The sequence below is a fragment of the Streptomyces sp. MMCC 100 genome (genome assembly GCF_041538145.2).
Classification (GTDB): Bacteria; Actinomycetota; Actinomycetes; order Streptomycetales; family Streptomycetaceae; genus Streptomyces.
The window spans coordinates 7,215,000-7,234,738 of the sequence record NZ_JBGORK020000001.1 but is presented as its reverse complement, the minus strand read 5'-3'; the positions used below and the strand labels follow the sequence as shown (position 1 = coordinate 7,234,738).

Below are 19,739 nucleotides of genomic sequence, written 5' to 3'. Positions count from 1 at the left end.
CCTTAAGCCACATCAGGCACCCCCTGTCTCCGTGCACGGAAGAGGGGCCGGTACGCGCGTAGTGAGTCCGAGCCCTCGGAAGGACCCCCTCTTGGCCGCCTCGCGCAATGCCTCGACCGCGAATACGAACAACGCTGCCAGCACCGCCCCGCTGCGCATCTCCTTTGCAAAGATCAAGGAGCCCCTCGAGGTTCCGAACCTTCTCGCGCTGCAAACCGAGAGCTTTGACTGGCTGCTCGGCAACGACGCGTGGAAGGCTCGCGTCGAGTCGGCTCTGGAGTCGGGTCAGGACGTCCCCACCAAGTCCGGTCTGGAAGAGATCTTCGAGGAGATCTCGCCGATCGAGGACTTCTCCGGGTCGATGTCGCTGACGTTCCGCGACCACCGCTTCGAGCCCCCCAAGAACAGCATCGACGAGTGCAAGGACCGCGACTTCACGTACGCGGCCCCGCTCTTCGTCACCGCCGAGTTCACCAACAACGAGACCGGCGAGATCAAGTCCCAGACGGTCTTCATGGGCGACTTCCCGCTCATGACCAACAAGGGCACCTTCGTCATCAACGGCACCGAGCGTGTCGTGGTGTCGCAGCTGGTCCGTTCGCCGGGTGTCTACTTCGACTCCTCCATCGACAAGACGTCCGACAAGGACATCTTCTCCGCCAAGATCATCCCGTCCCGGGGTGCCTGGCTGGAGATGGAGATCGACAAGCGCGACATGGTCGGTGTGCGCATCGACCGCAAGCGCAAGCAGTCCGTGACCGTCCTGCTCAAGGCCCTCGGTTGGACGACCGAGCAGATCCTCGAGGAGTTCGGCGAGTACGAGTCCATGCGCGCCACCCTGGAGAAGGACCACACCCAGGGCCAGGACGACGCGCTGCTCGACATCTACCGCAAGCTGCGTCCGGGCGAGCCCCCGACGCGTGAGGCCGCGCAGACGCTGCTCGAGAACCTCTACTTCAACCCGAAGCGCTACGACCTCGCCAAGGTCGGCCGCTACAAGGTGAACAAGAAGCTCGGCGCCGAGGAGCCCCTGGACGCCGGCGTCCTCACCACCGACGACGTCATCGCCACCATCAAGTACCTGGTGAAGCTGCACGCCGGTGAGACCGAGACGGTCGGCGAGTCGGGCCGGGAGATCGTCGTCGAGACCGACGACATCGACCACTTCGGCAACCGCCGCATCCGCAACGTCGGCGAGCTGATCCAGAACCAGGTCCGTACGGGTCTCGCCCGTATGGAGCGTGTCGTGCGCGAGCGCATGACCACCCAGGACGTCGAGGCGATCACGCCGCAGACCCTGATCAACATCCGGCCGGTCGTCGCCTCCATCAAGGAGTTCTTCGGCACCAGCCAGCTGTCCCAGTTCATGGACCAGAACAACCCGCTGTCGGGGCTGACGCACAAGCGTCGTCTGAACGCCCTCGGCCCGGGTGGTCTCTCCCGTGAGCGGGCCGGCTTCGAGGTCCGTGACGTTCACCCGTCGCACTACGGCCGCATGTGCCCGATCGAGACGCCCGAAGGCCCGAACATCGGTCTGATCGGCTCGCTCGCCTCGTACGGCCGGATCAACCCCTTCGGCTTCATCGAGACGCCGTACCGCAAGGTCGTCGAGGGCCAGGTCACCGACGACGTCGACTACCTGACCGCCGACGAGGAGGACCGCTTCGTCATCGCGCAGGCCAACGCCACGCTCAACGACGACATGCGGTTCGCCGAGGCCCGTGTCCTGGTCCGCCGTCGTGGCGGCGAGGTCGACTACGTCCCCGGTGACGACGTCGACTACATGGACGTCTCGCCGCGCCAGATGGTGTCGGTCGCGACCGCGATGATCCCGTTCCTCGAGCACGACGACGCCAACCGTGCCCTGATGGGCGCGAACATGATGCGTCAGGCGGTGCCGCTCATCAAGAGCGAGTCGCCGCTGGTCGGCACCGGCATGGAGTACCGCTCCGCCGCCGACGCCGGTGACGTGGTCAAGGCCGAGAAGGCGGGTGTGGTCCAGGAGGTCTCCGCGGACTACATCACCACGACCAACGACGACGGCACGTACATCACGTACCGCCTGGCCAAGTTCTCCCGATCCAACCAGGGCACCTCGGTCAACCAGAAGGTCATCGTCGCCGAGGGCGACCGGGTCATCGAGGGCCAGGTCCTCGCCGACGGTCCGGCCACCGAGAACGGCGAGATGGCGCTCGGCAAGAACCTGCTGGTCGCGTTCATGCCGTGGGAGGGTCACAACTACGAGGACGCGATCATCCTGTCGCAGCGCCTCGTGCAGGACGACGTCCTCTCCTCGATCCACATCGAGGAGCACGAGGTCGACGCCCGTGACACCAAGCTCGGCCCCGAGGAGATCACCCGGGACATCCCGAACGTCTCCGAGGAGGTCCTCGCCGACCTCGACGAGCGCGGCATCATCCGCATCGGTGCCGAGGTCGTCGCCGGCGACATCCTCGTCGGCAAGGTCACGCCCAAGGGCGAGACCGAGCTGACGCCGGAGGAGCGCCTGCTCCGTGCGATCTTCGGTGAGAAGGCCCGTGAGGTCCGCGACACCTCGCTGAAGGTCCCGCACGGCGAGATCGGCAAGGTCATCGGCGTCCGCGTCTTCGACCGCGAGGAGGGCGACGAGCTTCCCCCCGGTGTGAACCAGCTGGTGCGCGTGTACGTGGCGCAGAAGCGCAAGATCACCGACGGTGACAAGCTCGCCGGCCGCCACGGCAACAAGGGCGTCATCTCCAAGATCAACCCGATCGAGGACATGCCGTTCCTGGAGGACGGCACGCCCGTCGACATCATCCTGAACCCGCTGGGTGTCCCGTCCCGAATGAACCCGGGACAGGTCCTGGAGATCCACCTCGGCTGGCTCGCCAGCCGCGGCTGGGACGTCTCCGGCCTCGCGGAGGAGTGGGCGCAGCGGCTCCAGGTCATCGGCGCCGACAAGGTCGAGCCCGGCACCAACGTCGCCACCCCGGTCTTCGACGGTGCGCGCGAGGACGAGCTGGCCGGCCTGCTCCAGCACACCATCCCGAACCGCGACGGCGAGCGCATGGTGCTCCCGTCCGGCAAGGCGCGGCTGTTCGACGGCCGCAGCGGTGAGCCGTTCCCGGAGCCGATCTCGGTCGGCTACATGTACATCCTCAAGCTCCACCACCTGGTCGACGACAAGCTGCACGCCCGGTCGACCGGCCCGTACTCGATGATCACCCAGCAGCCGCTGGGTGGTAAGGCCCAGTTCGGTGGCCAGCGCTTCGGTGAGATGGAGGTGTGGGCGCTGGAGGCTTACGGCGCCGCGTACGCCCTCCAGGAGCTGCTGACCATCAAGTCCGACGACGTGACCGGCCGCGTGAAGGTCTACGAGGCCATCGTCAAGGGCGAGAACATCCCTGAGCCCGGCATCCCCGAGTCCTTCAAGGTGCTCATCAAGGAGATGCAGTCCCTGTGCCTCAACGTGGAGGTGCTGTCCTCGGACGGCATGTCCATCGAGATGCGTGACACCGACGAGGACGTCTTCCGCGCAGCGGAGGAGCTCGGCATCGACCTGTCCCGGCGCGAGCCGAGCAGCGTCGAAGAGGTCTGACGGGAGTCAGGCGGGGCCTGTCACCCACAGGCCCCGCCGATCCCGCGACCCCCGTTTCAGACCACAGACTTACAACCCTGAGAGGGATTGACGCATAGTGCTCGACGTCAACTTCTTCGACGAGCTCCGGATCGGTCTGGCCACCGCTGACGACATCCGTCAGTGGAGCCACGGCGAGGTCAAGAAGCCCGAGACCATCAACTACCGCACCCTCAAGCCCGAGAAGGACGGACTCTTCTGCGAGAAGATCTTCGGTCCGACCCGGGACTGGGAGTGCTACTGCGGCAAGTACAAGCGCGTCCGCTTCAAGGGCATCATCTGTGAGCGCTGCGGCGTCGAGGTCACTCGCGCCAAGGTGCGCCGTGAGCGGATGGGCCACATCGAGCTGGCCGCTCCCGTCACCCACATCTGGTACTTCAAGGGCGTCCCGTCGCGCCTGGGCTACCTGCTGGACCTGGCGCCGAAGGACCTCGAGAAGGTCATCTACTTCGCCGCGTACATGATCACCTTCGTGGACGAGGAGCGCCGCACCCGCGACCTGCCCTCGCTGGAGGCCCACGTCTCCGTCGAGCGTCAGCAGATCGAGCAGCGCCGCGACTCCGACCTGGAGGCCCGCGCCAAGAAGCTCGAGACCGACCTGGCCGAGCTGGAGGCCGAGGGCGCCAAGGCCGACGTGCGCCGCAAGGTGCGCGAAGGTGCCGAGCGTGAGATGAAGCAGCTGCGCGACCGTGCGCAGCGCGAGATCGACCGCCTCGACGAGGTGTGGAACCGGTTCAAGAACCTCAAGGTCCAGGACCTGGAGGGCGACGAGCTGCTCTACCGCGAGCTGCGCGACCGCTTCGGCACCTACTTCGACGGCTCGATGGGCGCCGCCGCGCTGCAGAAGCGCCTGGAGTCCTTCGACCTCGACGAGGAGGCCGAGCGCCTCCGCGAGATCATCCGCACCGGCAAGGGCCAGAAGAAGACCCGTGCGCTCAAGCGCCTCAAGGTCGTCTCCGCGTTCCTGCAGACCAGCAACAGCCCCAAGGGCATGGTGCTCGACTGCGTGCCGGTCATCCCGCCGGACCTGCGTCCGATGGTGCAGCTGGACGGTGGCCGCTTCGCGACCTCCGACCTGAACGACCTGTACCGCCGCGTGATCAACCGCAACAACCGCCTGAAGCGGCTTCTCGACCTCGGCGCGCCCGAGATCATCGTGAACAACGAGAAGCGCATGCTCCAGGAGGCCGTGGACGCCCTCTTCGACAACGGTCGTCGTGGTCGCCCGGTGACCGGTCCCGGCAACCGCCCGCTGAAGTCCCTGAGCGACATGCTCAAGGGCAAGCAGGGTCGTTTCCGTCAGAACCTGCTCGGCAAGCGAGTCGACTACTCGGCGCGTTCCGTCATCGTCGTCGGCCCGCAGCTGAAGCTGCACCAGTGCGGTCTGCCCAAGGCCATGGCGCTGGAGCTCTTCAAGCCGTTCGTGATGAAGCGCCTGGTCGACCTGAACCACGCGCAGAACATCAAGAGCGCCAAGCGCATGGTCGAGCGCGGCCGCACGGTCGTGTACGACGTGCTGGAAGAGGTCATCGCGGAGCACCCGGTTCTGCTGAACCGTGCGCCCACCCTGCACCGCCTCGGCATCCAGGCCTTCGAGCCGCAGCTGGTCGAGGGCAAGGCCATCCAGATCCACCCGCTCGTCTGCACCGCGTTCAACGCGGACTTCGACGGTGACCAGATGGCCGTGCACCTGCCGCTGTCCGCGGAGGCGCAGGCCGAGGCCCGCATCCTGATGCTGTCCTCGAACAACATCCTCAAGCCGGCCGACGGCCGTCCGGTGACGATGCCGACCCAGGACATGGTCCTCGGTCTGTTCTTCCTCACCACCGACGGCGAGGGCCGCGACCTCAAGGGTGAGGGCCGTGCCTTCGGTTCCGCCGCCGAGGCGATCATGGCGTTCGACGCGGGCGACCTGTCGCTCCAGTCGAAGGTCGACATCCGCTTCCCGGTGGGCACCATCCCGCCCCGCGGCTGGGAGCCCCCGGCCCGCGAGGAGGGTGAGCCGGAGTGGCAGCAGGGTGACACCTTCACCCTGAAGACCACGCTGGGCCGCGCGCTCTTCAACGAGCTGCTGCCCGAGGACTACCCGTTCGTCGACTACGAGGTCGGCAAGAAGCAGCTCTCCGAGATCGTCAACGACCTCGCCGAGCGCTACCCCAAGGTCATCGTGGCGGCGACGCTCGACAACCTGAAGGCGGCCGGCTTCTTCTGGGCGACCCGTTCCGGCGTCACCGTGGCCATCTCCGACGTCGTCGTTCCCGAGGCGAAGAAGGAGATCGTCAAGGGCTACGAGGCGCAGGACGAGAAGGTCCAGAAGCAGTACGAGCGCGGTCTGATCACCAAGGACGAGCGCACGCAGGAGCTCATCGCGATCTGGACCAAGGCGACCAACGAAGTCGCCGAGGCGATGAACGACAACTTCCCGAAGACCAACCCGATCTTCATGATGGTGAACTCGGGTGCACGAGGCAACATGATGCAGATGCGTCAGATCGCCGGTATGCGTGGTCTGGTGTCGAACGCGAAGAACGAGACGATCCCGCGTCCCATCAAGGCCTCCTTCCGTGAGGGCCTGTCCGTGCTGGAGTACTTCATCTCCACGCACGGTGCCCGTAAGGGTCTGGCGGACACCGCTCTGCGTACCGCCGACTCGGGTTACCTCACGCGTCGTCTGGTCGACGTCTCCCAGGACGTCATCATTCGCGAGGAGGACTGCGGCACCGAGCGCGGTCTGCGGCTGCGGATCGCCGAGCGCGGCGCCGACGGCGTGCTGCGCAAGGCGGAGGACGTCGAGACCAGCGTCTACGCCCGCATGCTCGCCGAGGACGTCGTCATCGACGGCAAGGTCATCGCGCCGGCCAACGTCGACCTCGGTGACGTGCTCATCGACGCCCTGGTCGCCCACGGCGTCGAGGAGGTCAAGACCCGCTCGATCCTGACCTGCGAGTCCCAGGTCGGCACCTGCGCCATGTGCTACGGCCGCTCGCTGGCCACCGGCAAGCTGGTCGACATCGGTGAGGCGGTCGGCATCATCGCCGCCCAGTCCATCGGTGAGCCCGGCACCCAGCTGACGATGCGTACCTTCCACACCGGTGGTGTGGCCGGTGACGACATCACGCAGGGTCTGCCGCGTGTCGTCGAGCTCTTCGAGGCCCGTACCCCGAAGGGTGTCGCCCCGATCTCCGAGGCCTCCGGCCGCGTCCGGATCGAGGAGACCGAGAAGACCAAGAAGATCGTCGTCACCCCCGACGACGGCAGCGACGAGACGGCGTTCCCGATCTCGAAGCGTGCCCGTCTGCTGGTGGGCGAGGGCGACCACGTCGAGGTGGGCCAGAAGCTCACCGTGGGTGCCACCAACCCGCACGACGTGCTGCGCATCCTGGGTCAGCGTGCCGTCCAGGTCCACCTGGTCGGCGAGGTCCAGAAGGTCTACAACTCGCAGGGCGTGTCGATCCACGACAAGCACATCGAGATCATCATCCGGCAGATGCTGCGCCGCGTGACGATCATCGAGTCCGGCGACGCCGAGCTGCTGCCCGGCGAGCTGGTCGAGCGCACGAAGTTCGAGACCGAGAACCGTCGTGTGGTCCAGGAGGGCGGTCACCCGGCCTCCGGTCGTCCGCAGCTGATGGGTATCACCAAGGCCTCGCTGGCGACGGAATCCTGGCTGTCGGCCGCCTCCTTCCAGGAGACGACCCGAGTCCTGACGGACGCGGCGATCAACGCCAAGTCCGACAGCCTCATCGGCCTCAAGGAGAACGTCATCATCGGTAAGCTCATCCCGGCCGGTACGGGCCTGTCCCGCTACCGCAACATCCGGGTGGAGCCGACCGAGGAGGCCAAGGCCGCGATGTACTCGGCCGTCGGCTACGACGACATCGACTACTCGCCGTTCGGCACGGGCTCCGGCCAGGCCGTTCCGCTGGAGGACTACGACTACGGTCCGTACAACCAGTAAGCGGGCGGTTTGAACGAAGGGCGGTCACCCCGTAGGGGTGGCCGCCCTTCGGCGTGGGTCAGTGCAGGACCTCCCACAGCGCGACGGCGACGCCGGCCGTCGCGGCGAGCGCGGTGATGCTCGCGAGGGGCCAGCGGGAGCGTTCCAGCGTGTCGAGCCGGGCCTCGTGGTCGGCGAGCTGCTTGTCGGTCTGGTCGCTGCGCTGCACCAGGAGGGCGAGCTGGCCGTCGGCGCGGGCGAAGCCGGCCTCCAGGCTGCCGCGCAGGCGCTCCAGTTCCAGCGCGACGGCGACCGGGTTGTTCGGGTCAGTCTCCGTCATGGGCGCCTCCCGACGGTTCGCCTCCGGGCGGCGCGGTGCGCAGCCACGCCGGGAGCAGGGCCTGCACCCCGGGCACGGCCATCGCCCGGGTCAGCGCCCCCGCGACGGCCAGGGCCCCGGCGACCCAGGGCAGGGACGCCGGGATTCCGGCCGCGTCGACAAGCGCGGGCAGAAGCAGGGCAAGGGCGACGGCGGTCTGCAGGACGGTGCGGGCGGTACGCCTTGCGGCGTCGGACATGGCTGGCTCCTCACTTCGTGTACGGGACCTTGAGGGCGTTCCATGAGGTGCGGCCCGGAATGCCGTCGGCGTCGGCGCCCCGGAAGCCGAGCCTGCGCTGCCAGGCGGCGTAGGAGCGGCGGTCGGCGTCGGTCCAGCGGGGGCCGGGAACGACGGCGTACTCGGAGCAGCCCTCGGCGACGAGCCGGCGCCCCATGGCGGTGATGACGGGCGAGCTGGTGCGGCTGGTGAAGAAGCCGGCACCGGGGAAGGGCTGGTGGCGCGGTGCTGCCGGGCCGCCGGAGGGGCGGGTCTGGGGCAACGCAGCAGCCGGTCCAGCTTGGACAGCGGCAGCACGGCCTCGGCCTCACCGGCCTCGGCGACGATGGTGTGCACGCCGCCGTTGCGGGGCTGGACGATGCCGCCCGCGGCGAGCCGGGGGATCTGCGGCAGGCTGATGCCGAAGGACTTGCCGCCGACGCCCGGGACCCAGCCGGGGATCTTGACCTTGATGCGGTTGAGCTCGCCGATGGCGGAGTTGATGAGGCCGATCACGGAGTTGATCGGGCCCTTCACCGCGCCCTTGATCTTGCCGAAGGCACGGCTCGCGATGCCCTTCAGGCCGCCGCAGATGCTGGACAGCTTCTCCTTGACCCGGCTGAAGGCCTTCGGGATGACGGTGCGGACCCAGTTGACGACGGGCGTGATGATCTTCTTCCAGGCGTTGAAGTAGGTCTTGATGACCTTGGCGACGGCCTTGATGACGACGGTGATCGCCTTCTTGATGCCGTCCCAGACCTTCTTGATCAGCGCGGCGCCCTTTTTCATGATCGGGCCGATGACCTTCATGACCGAGCTGATGACCTTCTTGATCGCGGCGAAGGCGACCTTGAGGACCTTCTGCATGGTCTTCGAGCGGGCGGCCATCTCGACCACCTTCTGGACGAGCGGCGCGAGCAGTGACAGCAACTGGCCGACGAGGTTGCCCTTCATCGACTTGTTGAGCCCCTTCATGCCCTTGGACGCCTTGTCGGCCCCGGACTTGAACTTCCCGACCCGCCCACCTCTCTTCTGCCCGGTCTTGCCGGCCTTCGACATCGACCGCTCGGCCTTGTCGGCGGCGCGCTGGATGTTCTGCAGCTCGCGGGCGGAGCCCTGGGCGGAGGTCTTGAGTTTCTTGAGGCCGCTGTCACCGGCCTTGACGTTCTTCGCGTGTCCTTGGGTGCCTCTGGCCGTGGAGGAAACAAGCGAGGAAAAGGTGCGCAACGACCCGGACGCGCTCCCGAGTGAGCGGACTAGAGACATGGCCAATCCAATCTGCTGTCGAGGACCGGATTACCCGAGAGCGTGCGCCAGGCGCTGCACGTGCTGCTCCAGGCTCCGCAGGCGGTCCGCCTCACTGGTGGTGGAGCCAGGCCGCGAATGCTGGGCGACCTCGCTCCGCGTCTGCCTGGTCGTGGTGCGGATGGCTTTCATCCGCCGTTCCAGGGTGCCGATTCGCAGGTTCGAATTTCGTATATTTCCGCGGAGGGTGTTGTGAGACCGGATGACGGAGTCCTGCAGGCGTTGAATATCCTGCATGGCCTTTCCCAGCTGTGCCTGGTCCTCGTTCTCGTTGAGAATCCATGGAAAGACCCGGCCAAGCCATTCGGTGGGTTTCTTGGAGAGATCGAGCAGTGGGGGAAGTTCCAGCTTGACGACGTCCCAGGACATGCCCAGGCCGTTCAGGCCCAGGTTGGCGAAGTTTCCGGCGGCAGCGCCGCCGTTCATCTCCCACTTGGCTGCAGCAGATTCGAGCGCCTTGATTCCCGCCGGAGAAGCGATCCACTCCTTGGCGGCCTGGGCGTCGTCGGAACTCTTCGCCTCTGCCCAGCGGGCATCGAACTGTTCTTTGGTGATGTATTGCAGAGAGGGATCCGTGGGCTTGAGGGCCGTGGCTGCCGCAATACTCCTCTGCGTTGCCGCGATCTCCATCGCGGCAACCTTGCTCTTGAGTTCGCCCACGGCGCTCGCCAGTTCCGTGTAGTCAGTCACTCCTGCCCGTCCTTGTCCGCCGAGATGTCGGCTGCTAGTGTTCGTCCACTTATGGGGTGGGGGAAAGTGCGCGACAAAGAACCTGTACCGAACAGTGTGCTGGTGTCCGGAATTGTTGTTCTTGTTCTCAATCTGCTGGTATGGACCGGTGCGGGCAGCTTCCTGATGGCTATGTGGGAATTGGCCGGAAGGCCTTCGAACTGCGGTCCGCGCATCGGTGTCGCCTGCCCGTCCGGCACCGGATACTCGGTGGCGGGCCGGCGATGATGCTTTTCGGGGTTCTCGCGTTGCTCGCCCACTTGTGGCAGGAAGGTGTCCGTGGCCCCATGCCGGCGGCGGTGGTGCCGGTTTTCCTGGGCGCGGTTCTCGCGGCGAGGTTCCTGTGGTCTGCGGTGTCCATCGCCGACTCCACCCAGAGCAGGGTGGTCATGGCGGTCGCGGGAGTGCTAAGCGCGCTGCTGCCCGGTGTGTTGTACGGGCGCTGGTTGTTCAGCAGGTGGGGGACCGCCCTGTTGCTGTGGAGCGTGCGGATCGACCGTGGTGGGACCGTGGCGGCGTCAGGCCCCGCGGAGGAGCGCGCGCGTAACGTCCTTCTCGCGCTGAGCCTGACGGGCGCCGTGCTCGGTTGTTGCGCCGGTATGGTGCTGGTCTGACGTCCACACGAAGAAGCGCATGAACTGCGCACAGTTGAGGGCAGCCAGTGCCTCCGGCTCTTCCCACCACGTCATGCCTGGGGCGACGTCCTTCGGTCGGAGAGCCGCCGCCGATGACTCGGGCGGTTCCGGTTCCACGTCCGTGTTGTGGGAGGCGAGAGCATGAGCGAGGAACCTATGCTTTTTATACCGTCGATTCTCGGACTTTTCGCCATCATCTGGATATCCAGGCGGCGACTTCTGGTACGGAAGCGTGGCGTCCAGGCGGAGGCGCGCTGCTACGACCGTGAGTGGCGCACCCAGGGCGGCGGCCCCACGTTCCTTCTGAGCTTCCCCGTCGGGGACGGCAGCCGGATGACTTGTTCGGCGAACGAGAGCGATGTGCCTGCTGGGACGCGGGTGGGGGACTTTGTCGCGGTCCTGTACGATCCGCAGGCTCCAGGTCGGGTCGAGACCGTCCTCTCCGCCCGCAAACCCTTGTGGAAACGCATGGATCTGATCACGCTCACGGCGGTCGAGATCGGTCTCCTGGTGATGGCCCTCGGCTGAGCGGCAAAACGGCCAGGACGCGCCGGCGCGGGTGGCCGGGCGGACATGTCGGCTCCGTCTGCTGTGCTTGCGTCCGGAAATACTTGTGCTGATTCTCAATCTGGCGATATGTACAGGTGTGGGCAGCTTCCTGACGGCCATGTGGAAATTGGCCGGGAGGCATTCGAACTGCGGTCCGCGTATCGGTGTTCCCTGTCCGTCCGGCACCGGATACTCGGTGGCGGGATTGTTCGCAGCGGGAGCCGGGGTGCTCGTACTGGCTCGCCCACCTGTGGCGGGAGGGCGTGCGCGGGCCCATGCCGGCCGCTGTGGTGCCCGTCGTCATGGGTGCGGTCCTCGGGGCCCGCTTTCTGTGGTCTGCCGTGTTCATCGCCGACACGTTCCAGAGCCGGGTGGCCATGGCTGTCGTAGGCCTGCTGAGCGCCCTGCTGCCCGGCGTGCTGTACGGACACTGGTTGTTCCGCAGGTGGGGGACCGCCCTGCTGCTGTGGAGCGTGCGGATCGACCGTGGTGGCACGGTGGCCGCGTCGGGCCCCGCGGAGGAGCGCGCGCAACGCCCTTCTCGCGCTGAGCCTGGCGGGCGCTGTGCTCGGTTGCTGCGCCGGGGTAGCGCTGGTCTGACGCTCACGCGAAGAAGCGCATGAGTTCCGCACGGCTGGGGGCGTCGACCGGCCCTTCCGCCTCCTCCCCGGCAGCGTCCGCAGCGGGCGCCTCGTCCCCCGGCCGCGGCACCGGTGCCGGTGGCTCGGGCGGTTCGGAGTCCTCGTCCGTGTTGACGGAGGCGAAGATCCAGTTGGCGGCGGCCAGGTGGTCGACTGCGGCGGCCAGGAGGTAGTCGGTGACCGTCCACTCGGCGCCGTCGCCGTGGAGTTCCTGGTTGACGGCGCTGTCGCGTGGCATGTGCTTGACCAGCACCGCGAGCCGGCGGGAGGTGAGCCGGCCGCGGTGCCAGTCGAGCAGGTCCACACCGAAGTGCCGCAGCAAGTCGGCTTCCAGAGCCTCGGCGTGTTCTTCCACGAACGCGTCGAGGCTCAGCCTTCCCCCAGGCCGAGCCCGGTCTCCTTGCCGTACGCCTCCAGGATCGCGGCGATGTCCTGCATGGTGACGTCGCGCCGCTCGAAGCGGGCGAACTGCTCGTCGCCCAGCAGCAGTTTCAGCAGCCCGTCGACGTCGTTGTCGTCGAGGCCGCGCAGCGCCCTGGCGGTGGCGCGGCTCAGCTCGGTGGGCAGTTCGAAGGCGTCGCCGTCCAGGGCGAACGACCAGGAGCGGCCGACCGCCTCCATGCGCTGGGCGCGGGCGGCGTTCACGTCGAATGAGGCCATGGGTGTCTTCTTCGTCCGTGGTGGGTGTGCGGGAGGCCCTGCCGGGCGGGGGCCGGACGTGTGGGCCGGCCCCCGCCCGGCGGGGATCAGGCGGTCGGCGCGGAGGCCGGGACCGCGTAGGCGGCGTCCTTCATGACGAAGGTCGCCAGGGCCTGGCCGTCACCCGGGGACAGGGCGGTGAAGGTGACACCGAGCAGCGCGGCCGCCTTGCGGGCGAGCTTGATGTCGTCGGTGGCCGTCACCTGGCCGCGCGGGATGACGAAGCGGTAGGTGACCGCCGAGCCGTCGGTGAACTCCAGGCCGAGCGCGCGCTCGTCGAAGGTCGGGCCGTCCGGCACGTCGAACTGGACGGCGCCGGAGGTGGCGTCCCGGCGGAAGTCCGCCGACTTGCCGCCCAGGAAGAAGGGCAGCGTGTCCTCGTTGAACTGCAGCATCGAGAACTTCAGCGTCAGGTCCCGGTCCGCGTAGACGAACCGGGCCGGGCTGATCGACTGCCACGTCTCGACCGGGTCCAGCTTGTCCTTCTTGGAGAAGGTCACGCCGTCGGTGGAGGTGTAGCCGAGGTCCGTCCACGCCGAGCCCCAGTCGGTGGCCGGGTTGTCGGAGAAGGCCGCCGGGAGGGGCGCGTTGATGTCCGCGATGAGGACGCGGCCAGCGACACCCCACCCCCCTCCGCCGACGACCCGCCGGCCCCCCTCGCGGGCGCCCCCGGCCCCGACGACTACGCGGGGCTCCTCGCCATGCTCGGCCACTACCTCGACCGGCGTGCGCCCGACGAGGTGGTCGTCCTGCTCCGGGCGGAGCTGGACCGCCGCGAGACGGCGGCGTACGCCAGCGGCTGGCGGGACGCCGCGGCCCGGTACGAGCCCGCGCTGGCCGAGGCGAGGGCCGCGAACGGACGTGCCTTACGGCTGGTACGGCGAGCACCGGGCCAGGCGGTCGTGATCCCGCTGCGCCAGGAGGAACCGGAAGCGGTCGGCCGCGATGCCGAGGGGGCGCGCGCGAACGGCGACGGAGCACGCGCGAACGCCGACGCCGGGAAGGCGCGGAAGCGGAGCTGCTCCGGCGGACCCGGCGGGCCCGGTGGGTCCGGTGCCCCGGCGTCACAGGCGAACGCGACAGGCGGCCGGCGGCCGGCCGCACCGCCCGCACTGGTCCCCAAGAGCCCCGGCTCCCGCGCGCCCACCATTCCCCGGCTGCGCACGAACCGCCGTCGACCGGACGACGACGGCCGCGCCGGCGCCTCGGACGGCGGTGCGCTGTGAGCGCGGTCCCGTCGACGATCGGGACGAAACCCGCCGAACCGGGCGGGGCCGCCGGTGTCGCCCATTTGTTTTGACCGCAGCGAATGCGCTAGGTACGCTCATACCTTGTGCCTGGGGTGTGCCCTGGCCTCGTGCGTGCCTACAACCGCACCGGGGCCGTATGCGGCCACCGCATTTCGCGTCTCCTACCGCCTCGCGGGCGGAGCTCGCGGCTTCGACACACCCGACCGCGTGGGTCGGTGACGTTCCAGGTTAGCTTTACCATTCGGCACACAGAAACCGGAGAAGTAGTGCCTACGATCCAGCAGCTGGTCCGGAAGGGCCGGCAGGACAAGGTCGAGAAGAACAAGACGCCCGCACTCGAGGGTTCCCCTCAGCGTCGTGGCGTCTGCACGCGTGTGTTCACGACCACCCCGAAGAAGCCGAACTCGGCCCTGCGTAAGGTCGCGCGTGTGCGTCTGACCAGTGGGATCGAGGTCACCGCTTACATTCCGGGTGAGGGGCACAACCTGCAGGAGCACTCCATCGTGCTCGTGCGCGGCGGCCGTGTGAAGGACCTGCCGGGTGTTCGCTACAAGATCATCCGCGGTTCGCTTGACACCCAGGGTGTGAAGAACCGCAAGCAGGCCCGCAGCCGCTACGGCGCCAAGAAGGAGAAGTAAGAATGCCTCGTAAGGGCCCCGCCCCGAAGCGCCCGGTCATCATCGACCCGGTCTACGGTTCTCCTCTGGTGACCTCCCTGATCAACAAGGTGCTGCTGAACGGCAAGCGCTCCACCGCCGAGCGCATCGTCTACGGCGCCATGGAGGGCCTGCGCGAGAAGACCGGCAACGACCCGGTCATCACGCTCAAGCGCGCTCTCGAGAACATCAAGCCGACCCTCGAGGTCAAGTCCCGCCGTGTCGGTGGTGCGACGTACCAGGTGCCGATCGAGGTCAAGCCCGGCCGCGCCAACACCCTCGCGCTGCGCTGGCTGGTCGGTTACTCGCGCGCCCGTCGCGAGAAGACCATGACCGAGCGTCTGCTCAACGAGCTCCTCGACGCCTCCAACGGCCTGGGTGCCGCTGTGAAGAAGCGCGAGGACACGCACAAGATGGCCGAGTCCAACAAGGCCTTCGCGCACTACCGCTGGTAGTCGCTACCCACATCGAGACCGAGAGAAGACTGAAGCCTTATGGCTACCACTTCACTTGACCTGGCCAAGGTCCGCAACATCGGGATCATGGCCCACATCGACGCGGGCAAGACGACCACCACCGAGCGGATCCTGTTCTACACCGGCGTCTCGTACAAGATCGGTGAGGTCCACGACGGCGCCGCCACGATGGACTGGATGGAGCAGGAGCAGGAGCGTGGCATCACGATCACGTCTGCTGCGACCACCTGTCACTGGCCGCTCGAGGACAACGACTACACGATCAACATCATCGACACCCCGGGGCACGTCGACTTCACCGTAGAGGTGGAGCGTTCCCTGCGTGTGCTCGACGGTGCCGTGACCGTGTTCGACGGTGTCGCCGGCGTCGAGCCGCAGTCCGAGACGGTGTGGCGTCAGGCCGACCGTTACGGCGTGCCCCGCATCTGCTTCGTCAACAAGCTGGACCGTACCGGCGCCGAGTTCCACCGCTGCGTGGAGATGATCTCGGACCGCCTGGGCGCCCAGCCGCTCGTCATGCAGCTCCCGATCGGCGCCGAGGCCGACTTCAAGGGCGTCGTGGACCTGGTCCGCATGAAGGCGCTCGTGTGGTCCGCCGACGCGGCCAAGGGCGAGATGTACGAGACCGTCGACATCCCGGCCACGCACACCGAGGCCGCCGAGGAGTGGCGCGGCAAGCTGGTCGAGGCCGTCGCGGAGAACGACGAAGAGGTCATGGAGCTCTTCCTGGAGGGCCAGGAGCCCACCGAGGAGCAGCTCTACGCCGCGATCCGTCGTATCACCATCGCGTCCGGCAAGTCCGACGAGACCACGGTCACCCCCGTGTTCTGCGGTACCGCGTTCAAGAACAAGGGCGTCCAGCCCCTGCTCGACGCGGTCGTGCGCTACCTGCCGACCCCGCTCGACGTCGAGGCCATCGAGGGCCACGACGTCAAGGACCCCGAGGTCGTCGTCACGCGCAAGCCGTCGGAGGAGGAGCCGCTCGCCGCGCTCGCCTTCAAGATCATGAGCGACCCGCACCTCGGCAAGCTCACCTTCGTCCGGGTCTACTCGGGCCGCCTGCAGTCCGGCACCGCGGTGCTGAACTCCGTCAAGGGCAAGAAGGAGCGCATCGGCAAGATCTACCGCATGCACGCCAACAAGCGTGAGGAGATCGAGTCGGTGGGCGCCGGTGACATCGTCGCCGTCATGGGCCTGAAGCAGACCACCACCGGTGAGACGCTGTCCGACGACAAGAACCCGGTGATCCTGGAGTCCATGGACTTCCCGGCGCCGGTCATCGAGGTCGCGATCGAGCCCAAGTCCAAGGGCGACCAGGAGAAGCTGGGTGTCGCCATCCAGCGCCTGGCCGAGGAGGACCCGTCCTTCCAGGTCCACACCAACGAGGAGACCGGCCAGACCGTCATCGGCGGCATGGGCGAGCTTCACCTCGAGGTGCTGGTCGACCGGATGAAGCGCGAGTTCAAGGTCGAGGCCAACGTCGGTAAGCCGCAGGTCGCGTACCGTGAGACGATCCGCAAGACCGTCGAGCGCGTGGACTACACCCACAAGAAGCAGACCGGTGGTACCGGTCAGTTCGCCAAGGTGCAGATCGCGATCGAGCCGATCGAGGGCGGCGACGCCTCGTACGAGTTCGTGAACAAGGTGACCGGTGGCCGCATCCCGAAGGAGTACATCCCTTCGGTGGACGCCGGTGCGCAGGAGGCCATGCAGTTCGGCATCCTGGCCGGCTACGAGATGACGGGCGTCCGCGTCACGCTCATCGACGGTGGCTACCACGAGGTCGACTCCTCCGAGCTCGCCTTCAAGATCGCCGGTTCGCAGGCCTTCAAGGAGGCCGCGCGCAAGGCTTCGCCCGTGCTCCTCGAGCCGATGATGGCCGTCGAGGTCACCACGCCCGAGGACTACATGGGTGAGGTCATCGGCGACATCAACTCCCGCCGTGGCCAGATCCAGGCCATGGAGGAGCGTGCGGGCGCCCGCGTCGTCAAGGGCCTCGTGCCCCTGTCGGAGATGTTCGGCTACGTCGGCGACCTCCGCAGCAAGACGTCGGGTCGCGCAAGCTACTCGATGCAGTTCGACTCCTACGCCGAGGTTCCCCGGAACGTCGCCGAGGAGATCATCGCGAAGGCCAAGGGCGAGTAACGGGCTACTCCGTTTAACGGACCCCGTTCACACGCTTTAGGCTTGACCCCGGAGCCTGCAAGGGGCATTCCGCCGCCAACCCGGCGGAATGCCCCGGGCCCGGGTTTCCCAGCAAAGATCATCCTGGCGCCGATGAGTAAGGCGTACAGAACCACTCCACAGGAGGACCCCAGTGGCGAAGGCGAAGTTCGAGCGGACTAAGCCGCACGTCAACATCGGCACCATCGGTCACATCGACCACGGTAAGACGACCCTCACGGCCGCCATTACCAAGGTGCTGCACGACGCGTACCCGGACCTGAACGAGGCCTCGGCCTTCGACCAGATCGACAAGGCTCCCGAAGAGCGCCAGCGCGGTATCACCATCTCCATCGCGCACGTCGAGTACCAGACCGAGGCGCGTCACTACGCCCACGTCGACTGCCCCGGTCACGCGGACTACATCAAGAACATGATCACGGGTGCGGCGCAGATGGACGGCGCCATCCTCGTGGTCGCGGCCACCGACGGCCCGATGCCGCAGACCAAGGAGCACGTGCTCCTGGCCCGCCAGGTCGGCGTTCCGTACATCGTCGTCGCCCTGAACAAGGCCGACATGGTGGACGACGAGGAGATCCTGGAGCTCGTCGAGCTCGAGGTGCGTGAGCTCCTCTCCGAGTACGAGTTCCCGGGCGACGACGTTCCGGTCGTCAAGGTCTCCGCTCTGAAGGCCCTCGAGGGCGACAAGGAGTGGGGCAACTCGGTCCTCGAGCTCATGAAGGCCGTGGACGAGGCCATCCCGGAGCCCGAGCGCGACGTCGACAAGCCGTTCCTGATGCCGATCGAGGACGTCTTCACCATCACCGGTCGCGGTACGGTCGTCACCGGCCGCATCGAGCGTGGTGTCCTCAAGGTCAACGAGACCGTCGACATCATCGGCATCAAGCAGGAGAAGACCACCACCACGGTCACCGGCATCGAGATGTTCCGGAAGCTCCTCGACGAGGGCCAGGCCGGTGAGAACGTCGGTCTGCTCCTCCGCGGCATCAAGCGCGAGGACGTCGAGCGCGGCCAGGTCATCATCAAGCCGGGCTCGGTCACCCCGCACACCGAGTTCGAGGCCCAGGCCTACATCCTGTCGAAGGACGAGGGTGGCCGTCACACCCCCTTCTTCAACAACTACCGTCCGCAGTTCTACTTCCGTACGACGGACGTGACCGGCGTCGTGACCCTCCCCGAGGGCACCGAGATGGTCATGCCGGGTGACAACACCGAGATGAAGGTGGAGCTCATCCAGCCCGTCGCCATGGAAGAGGGCCTGAAGTTCGCCATCCGCGAGGGTGGCCGGACCGTGGGCGCCGGTCAGGTCACCAAGATCAACAAGTAAGCTCCGCTTGCTTGTCGGTCACCTGACCTGACATGGGCTGATGCCTGAGGAGGGGCCCGCACGACTTCGGTCGTGCGGGCCCCTCCGGCGTTGCTGGAGGGGTCCGGCGTCATGCGCGTGCCGGAGTCGTCACTCGATCGCGTGCACTCTCGGCATATATGCCTGGCAATGTCCGCTGCTCTTCTACGTTCGCCGCATGGTCAGTTCATCCCACGAGGCGCTGCACCGGATCTTCCAGGAGGACCCTGCGCTCTTCGCCCGTGCCGTCAAGGCGCTCGGCGTCTCCTTCGCCGAACCGGTCTCCGCGGTACCGCTCACCACCGACCTCACCGAGAACCGGCCGGTTGAACGGCGCGTGGACACGCTGCTGCGCATGGAGACCGGCGACAACGGCAGCTTCCTGCTCGCCGTCGAGTCACAGGGCAAGCAGGATCGCGACAAGCCCGCGAGCTGGGCGTACTACTTGTCGCACCTGCACGCCAAGTACCGACTGCCACCGGTCTTGCTGGTCGTCTGCGCCGACCGGCGGACGGCTGCCTGGGCGGCCCGGGAGGTCGACATCGGCCCGCAGCAGTGGCCCTCGCTCACCGTGCGGCCACTGGTTCTCGGGCCGGACCAGCTGCCCGTGATCGACAGCCCCGACGAGGCGGCGCGCGACATCCCGCTGACCGTGCTGTCCGCGGCGCTGCACCGCCGGGACCGGGACGCCGATGCCATACTGAAAGCGCTGGCGTCGGCACTGAAGGGCCTGTCGGCCGACGACGGGAACACGGCCAGCATCTTCATCGAGCTCACGGAACAAGGCCTCGGCAAGACGCCGGCCGCGGAACTCTGGAGGCAAATCATGGCCGCCGACCTTTCCTTCTTCCAGTCGGAGACTGCGCAGAATCTCAGGGCCGAGGGGCGTGAAGAGGGCCGGGCCGAGGGGCAGGCCAAGGGCCGGGCTGAAGGGCTGGCCGAAGCCATTCTGCTGTTGATGGAGCGGCGGGGTGTTGTGGTGTCCGAGGAAGAGCGGGCGAGGATCGCCGGGTGCGGGGATCTGGACATTCTGGCGGTTTGGTTCTCACGAGCCATCACGGCCTCTTCGGCAGCGGACGTGTTCGGAGCCGAAGGGGACTGAGCCGTCCTGCCTGGCGGGG

The 19,739-nt window shown here is 67.3% G+C and carries 17 protein-coding genes and 2 pseudogenes; 11 read left to right on the top strand and 8 right to left on the bottom strand.

Features of this window, described 5'->3' with window-relative positions; genetic code table 11:
• Positions 1-91: 91 nt before the first annotated feature.
• Positions 92-3,577, top strand: a complete 3,486-nt coding sequence (gene rpoB / locus ABS735_RS33440; RefSeq protein ID WP_373901420.1) for a DNA-directed RNA polymerase subunit beta — start codon at positions 92-94, stop codon at positions 3,575-3,577.
• A gap of 97 nt (positions 3,578-3,674) precedes the next feature.
• Positions 3,675-7,574, top strand: coding sequence for a DNA-directed RNA polymerase subunit beta' (locus ABS735_RS33435; RefSeq protein ID WP_373901421.1), 3,900 nt, complete (start codon positions 3,675-3,677; stop codon positions 7,572-7,574).
• Between the two features lie 58 nt (positions 7,575-7,632).
• On the opposite strand, the gene ABS735_RS33430 is transcribed toward ABS735_RS33435, so the two are convergent.
• From ABS735_RS33430 to ABS735_RS33410, 5 genes and pseudogenes are all read right to left on the bottom strand, one after another.
• Positions 7,633-7,893, bottom strand: coding sequence for a hypothetical protein (locus tag ABS735_RS33430; RefSeq protein ID WP_061443073.1), 261 nt, complete (start codon positions 7,891-7,893; stop codon positions 7,633-7,635).
• Positions 7,880-8,131, bottom strand: a complete 252-nt coding sequence (locus ABS735_RS33425; RefSeq protein ID WP_186776954.1) for a hypothetical protein — start codon at positions 8,129-8,131, stop codon at positions 7,880-7,882. Before ABS735_RS33425 ends, ABS735_RS33430 begins: the two co-directional genes overlap by 14 nt.
• 10 nt (positions 8,132-8,141) lie before the next feature.
• Positions 8,142-8,411, bottom strand: a pseudogene (locus ABS735_RS33420) (peptidoglycan-binding protein); the annotation flags it as partial.
• Positions 8,408-9,415: pseudogene (locus ABS735_RS33415) on the bottom strand (phage tail protein); the annotation flags it as partial. The pseudogenes ABS735_RS33420 and ABS735_RS33415, both read right to left, overlap by 4 nt.
• Before the next feature lie 30 nt (positions 9,416-9,445).
• Positions 9,446-10,144: a hypothetical protein gene (locus ABS735_RS33410; RefSeq protein WP_373901422.1), complete on the bottom strand. Its 699-nt coding sequence runs from the start codon at positions 10,142-10,144 to the stop codon at positions 9,446-9,448.
• A 66-nt stretch (positions 10,145-10,210) separates the two neighbouring features.
• On the opposite strand from ABS735_RS33410, the gene ABS735_RS33405 reads away from it, so the two are divergent.
• From ABS735_RS33405 to ABS735_RS33395, 3 genes are all read left to right on the top strand, one after another.
• A complete protein-coding gene (locus ABS735_RS33405; protein WP_373901423.1) occupies positions 10,211-10,411 on the top strand; it encodes a hypothetical protein in 201 nt (66 codons plus the stop codon).
• Positions 10,412-10,470: 59 nt separating this feature from the next.
• Positions 10,471-10,797 carry a hypothetical protein gene (locus tag ABS735_RS33400; RefSeq protein WP_373901424.1) on the top strand — a complete coding sequence of 109 codons (327 nt, stop codon included), beginning with the start codon at positions 10,471-10,473 and terminating at the stop codon, positions 10,795-10,797.
• Positions 10,798-10,959: 162 nt separating this feature from the next.
• Positions 10,960-11,346 carry a DUF3592 domain-containing protein gene (locus tag ABS735_RS33395; protein WP_373901425.1) on the top strand — a complete coding sequence of 129 codons (387 nt, stop codon included), beginning with the start codon at positions 10,960-10,962 and terminating at the stop codon, positions 11,344-11,346.
• 624 nt (positions 11,347-11,970) lie between these two features.
• On the opposite strand, the gene ABS735_RS33390 is transcribed toward ABS735_RS33395, so the two are convergent.
• The 3 genes from ABS735_RS33390 to ABS735_RS33380 form a co-directional block, all read right to left on the bottom strand.
• Entirely contained in the window at positions 11,971-12,312 is a 342-nt protein-coding gene (locus ABS735_RS33390) for a hypothetical protein (protein ID WP_373901633.1), read from the bottom strand.
• A gap of 65 nt (positions 12,313-12,377) precedes the next feature.
• On the bottom strand, positions 12,378-12,668 hold the full coding sequence (locus ABS735_RS33385; protein ID WP_373901426.1) for a hypothetical protein: 291 nt from the start codon (positions 12,666-12,668) through the stop codon (positions 12,378-12,380).
• 86 nt (positions 12,669-12,754) lie between these two features.
• Complete coding sequence (locus ABS735_RS33380; protein WP_476755865.1) at positions 12,755-13,420, bottom strand: phage tail tube protein; 666 nt, start codon at positions 13,418-13,420, stop codon at positions 12,755-12,757.
• On the opposite strand from ABS735_RS33380, the gene ABS735_RS33375 reads away from it, so the two are divergent.
• The 6 genes from ABS735_RS33375 (at position 13,409) to ABS735_RS33350 (ending at position 19,720) form a co-directional block, all read left to right on the top strand.
• Positions 13,409-13,933 (top strand): hypothetical protein, encoded by a 525-nt coding sequence (locus ABS735_RS33375; protein WP_373901428.1) that lies wholly within the window; start codon positions 13,409-13,411, stop codon positions 13,931-13,933. The genes ABS735_RS33380 and ABS735_RS33375 overlap by 12 nt on opposite strands.
• 290 nt (positions 13,934-14,223) lie before the next feature.
• Positions 14,224-14,595 carry a 30S ribosomal protein S12 gene (gene rpsL, locus ABS735_RS33370; RefSeq protein WP_003948652.1) on the top strand — a complete coding sequence of 124 codons (372 nt, stop codon included), beginning with the start codon at positions 14,224-14,226 and terminating at the stop codon, positions 14,593-14,595.
• A gap of 2 nt (positions 14,596-14,597) precedes the next feature.
• A complete protein-coding gene (gene rpsG, locus ABS735_RS33365) occupies positions 14,598-15,068 on the top strand; it encodes a 30S ribosomal protein S7 (protein ID WP_003974303.1) in 471 nt (156 codons plus the stop codon).
• Between the two features lie 39 nt (positions 15,069-15,107).
• Entirely contained in the window at positions 15,108-17,234 is a 2,127-nt protein-coding gene (fusA, locus tag ABS735_RS33360) for an elongation factor G (RefSeq protein WP_373901429.1), read from the top strand.
• A gap of 172 nt (positions 17,235-17,406) precedes the next feature.
• Complete coding sequence (tuf, locus tag ABS735_RS33355; RefSeq protein WP_007443930.1) at positions 17,407-18,600, top strand: elongation factor Tu; 1,194 nt, start codon at positions 17,407-17,409, stop codon at positions 18,598-18,600.
• Positions 18,601-18,796: 196 nt separating this feature from the next.
• The gene (locus ABS735_RS33350) at positions 18,797-19,720 is read left to right on the top strand and encodes an RpnC/YadD family protein (protein ID WP_373901430.1); all 924 of its coding nucleotides are present in this window, start codon (positions 18,797-18,799) and stop codon (positions 19,718-19,720) included.
• The last annotated feature ends 19 nt before the right edge of the window (positions 19,721-19,739 follow it).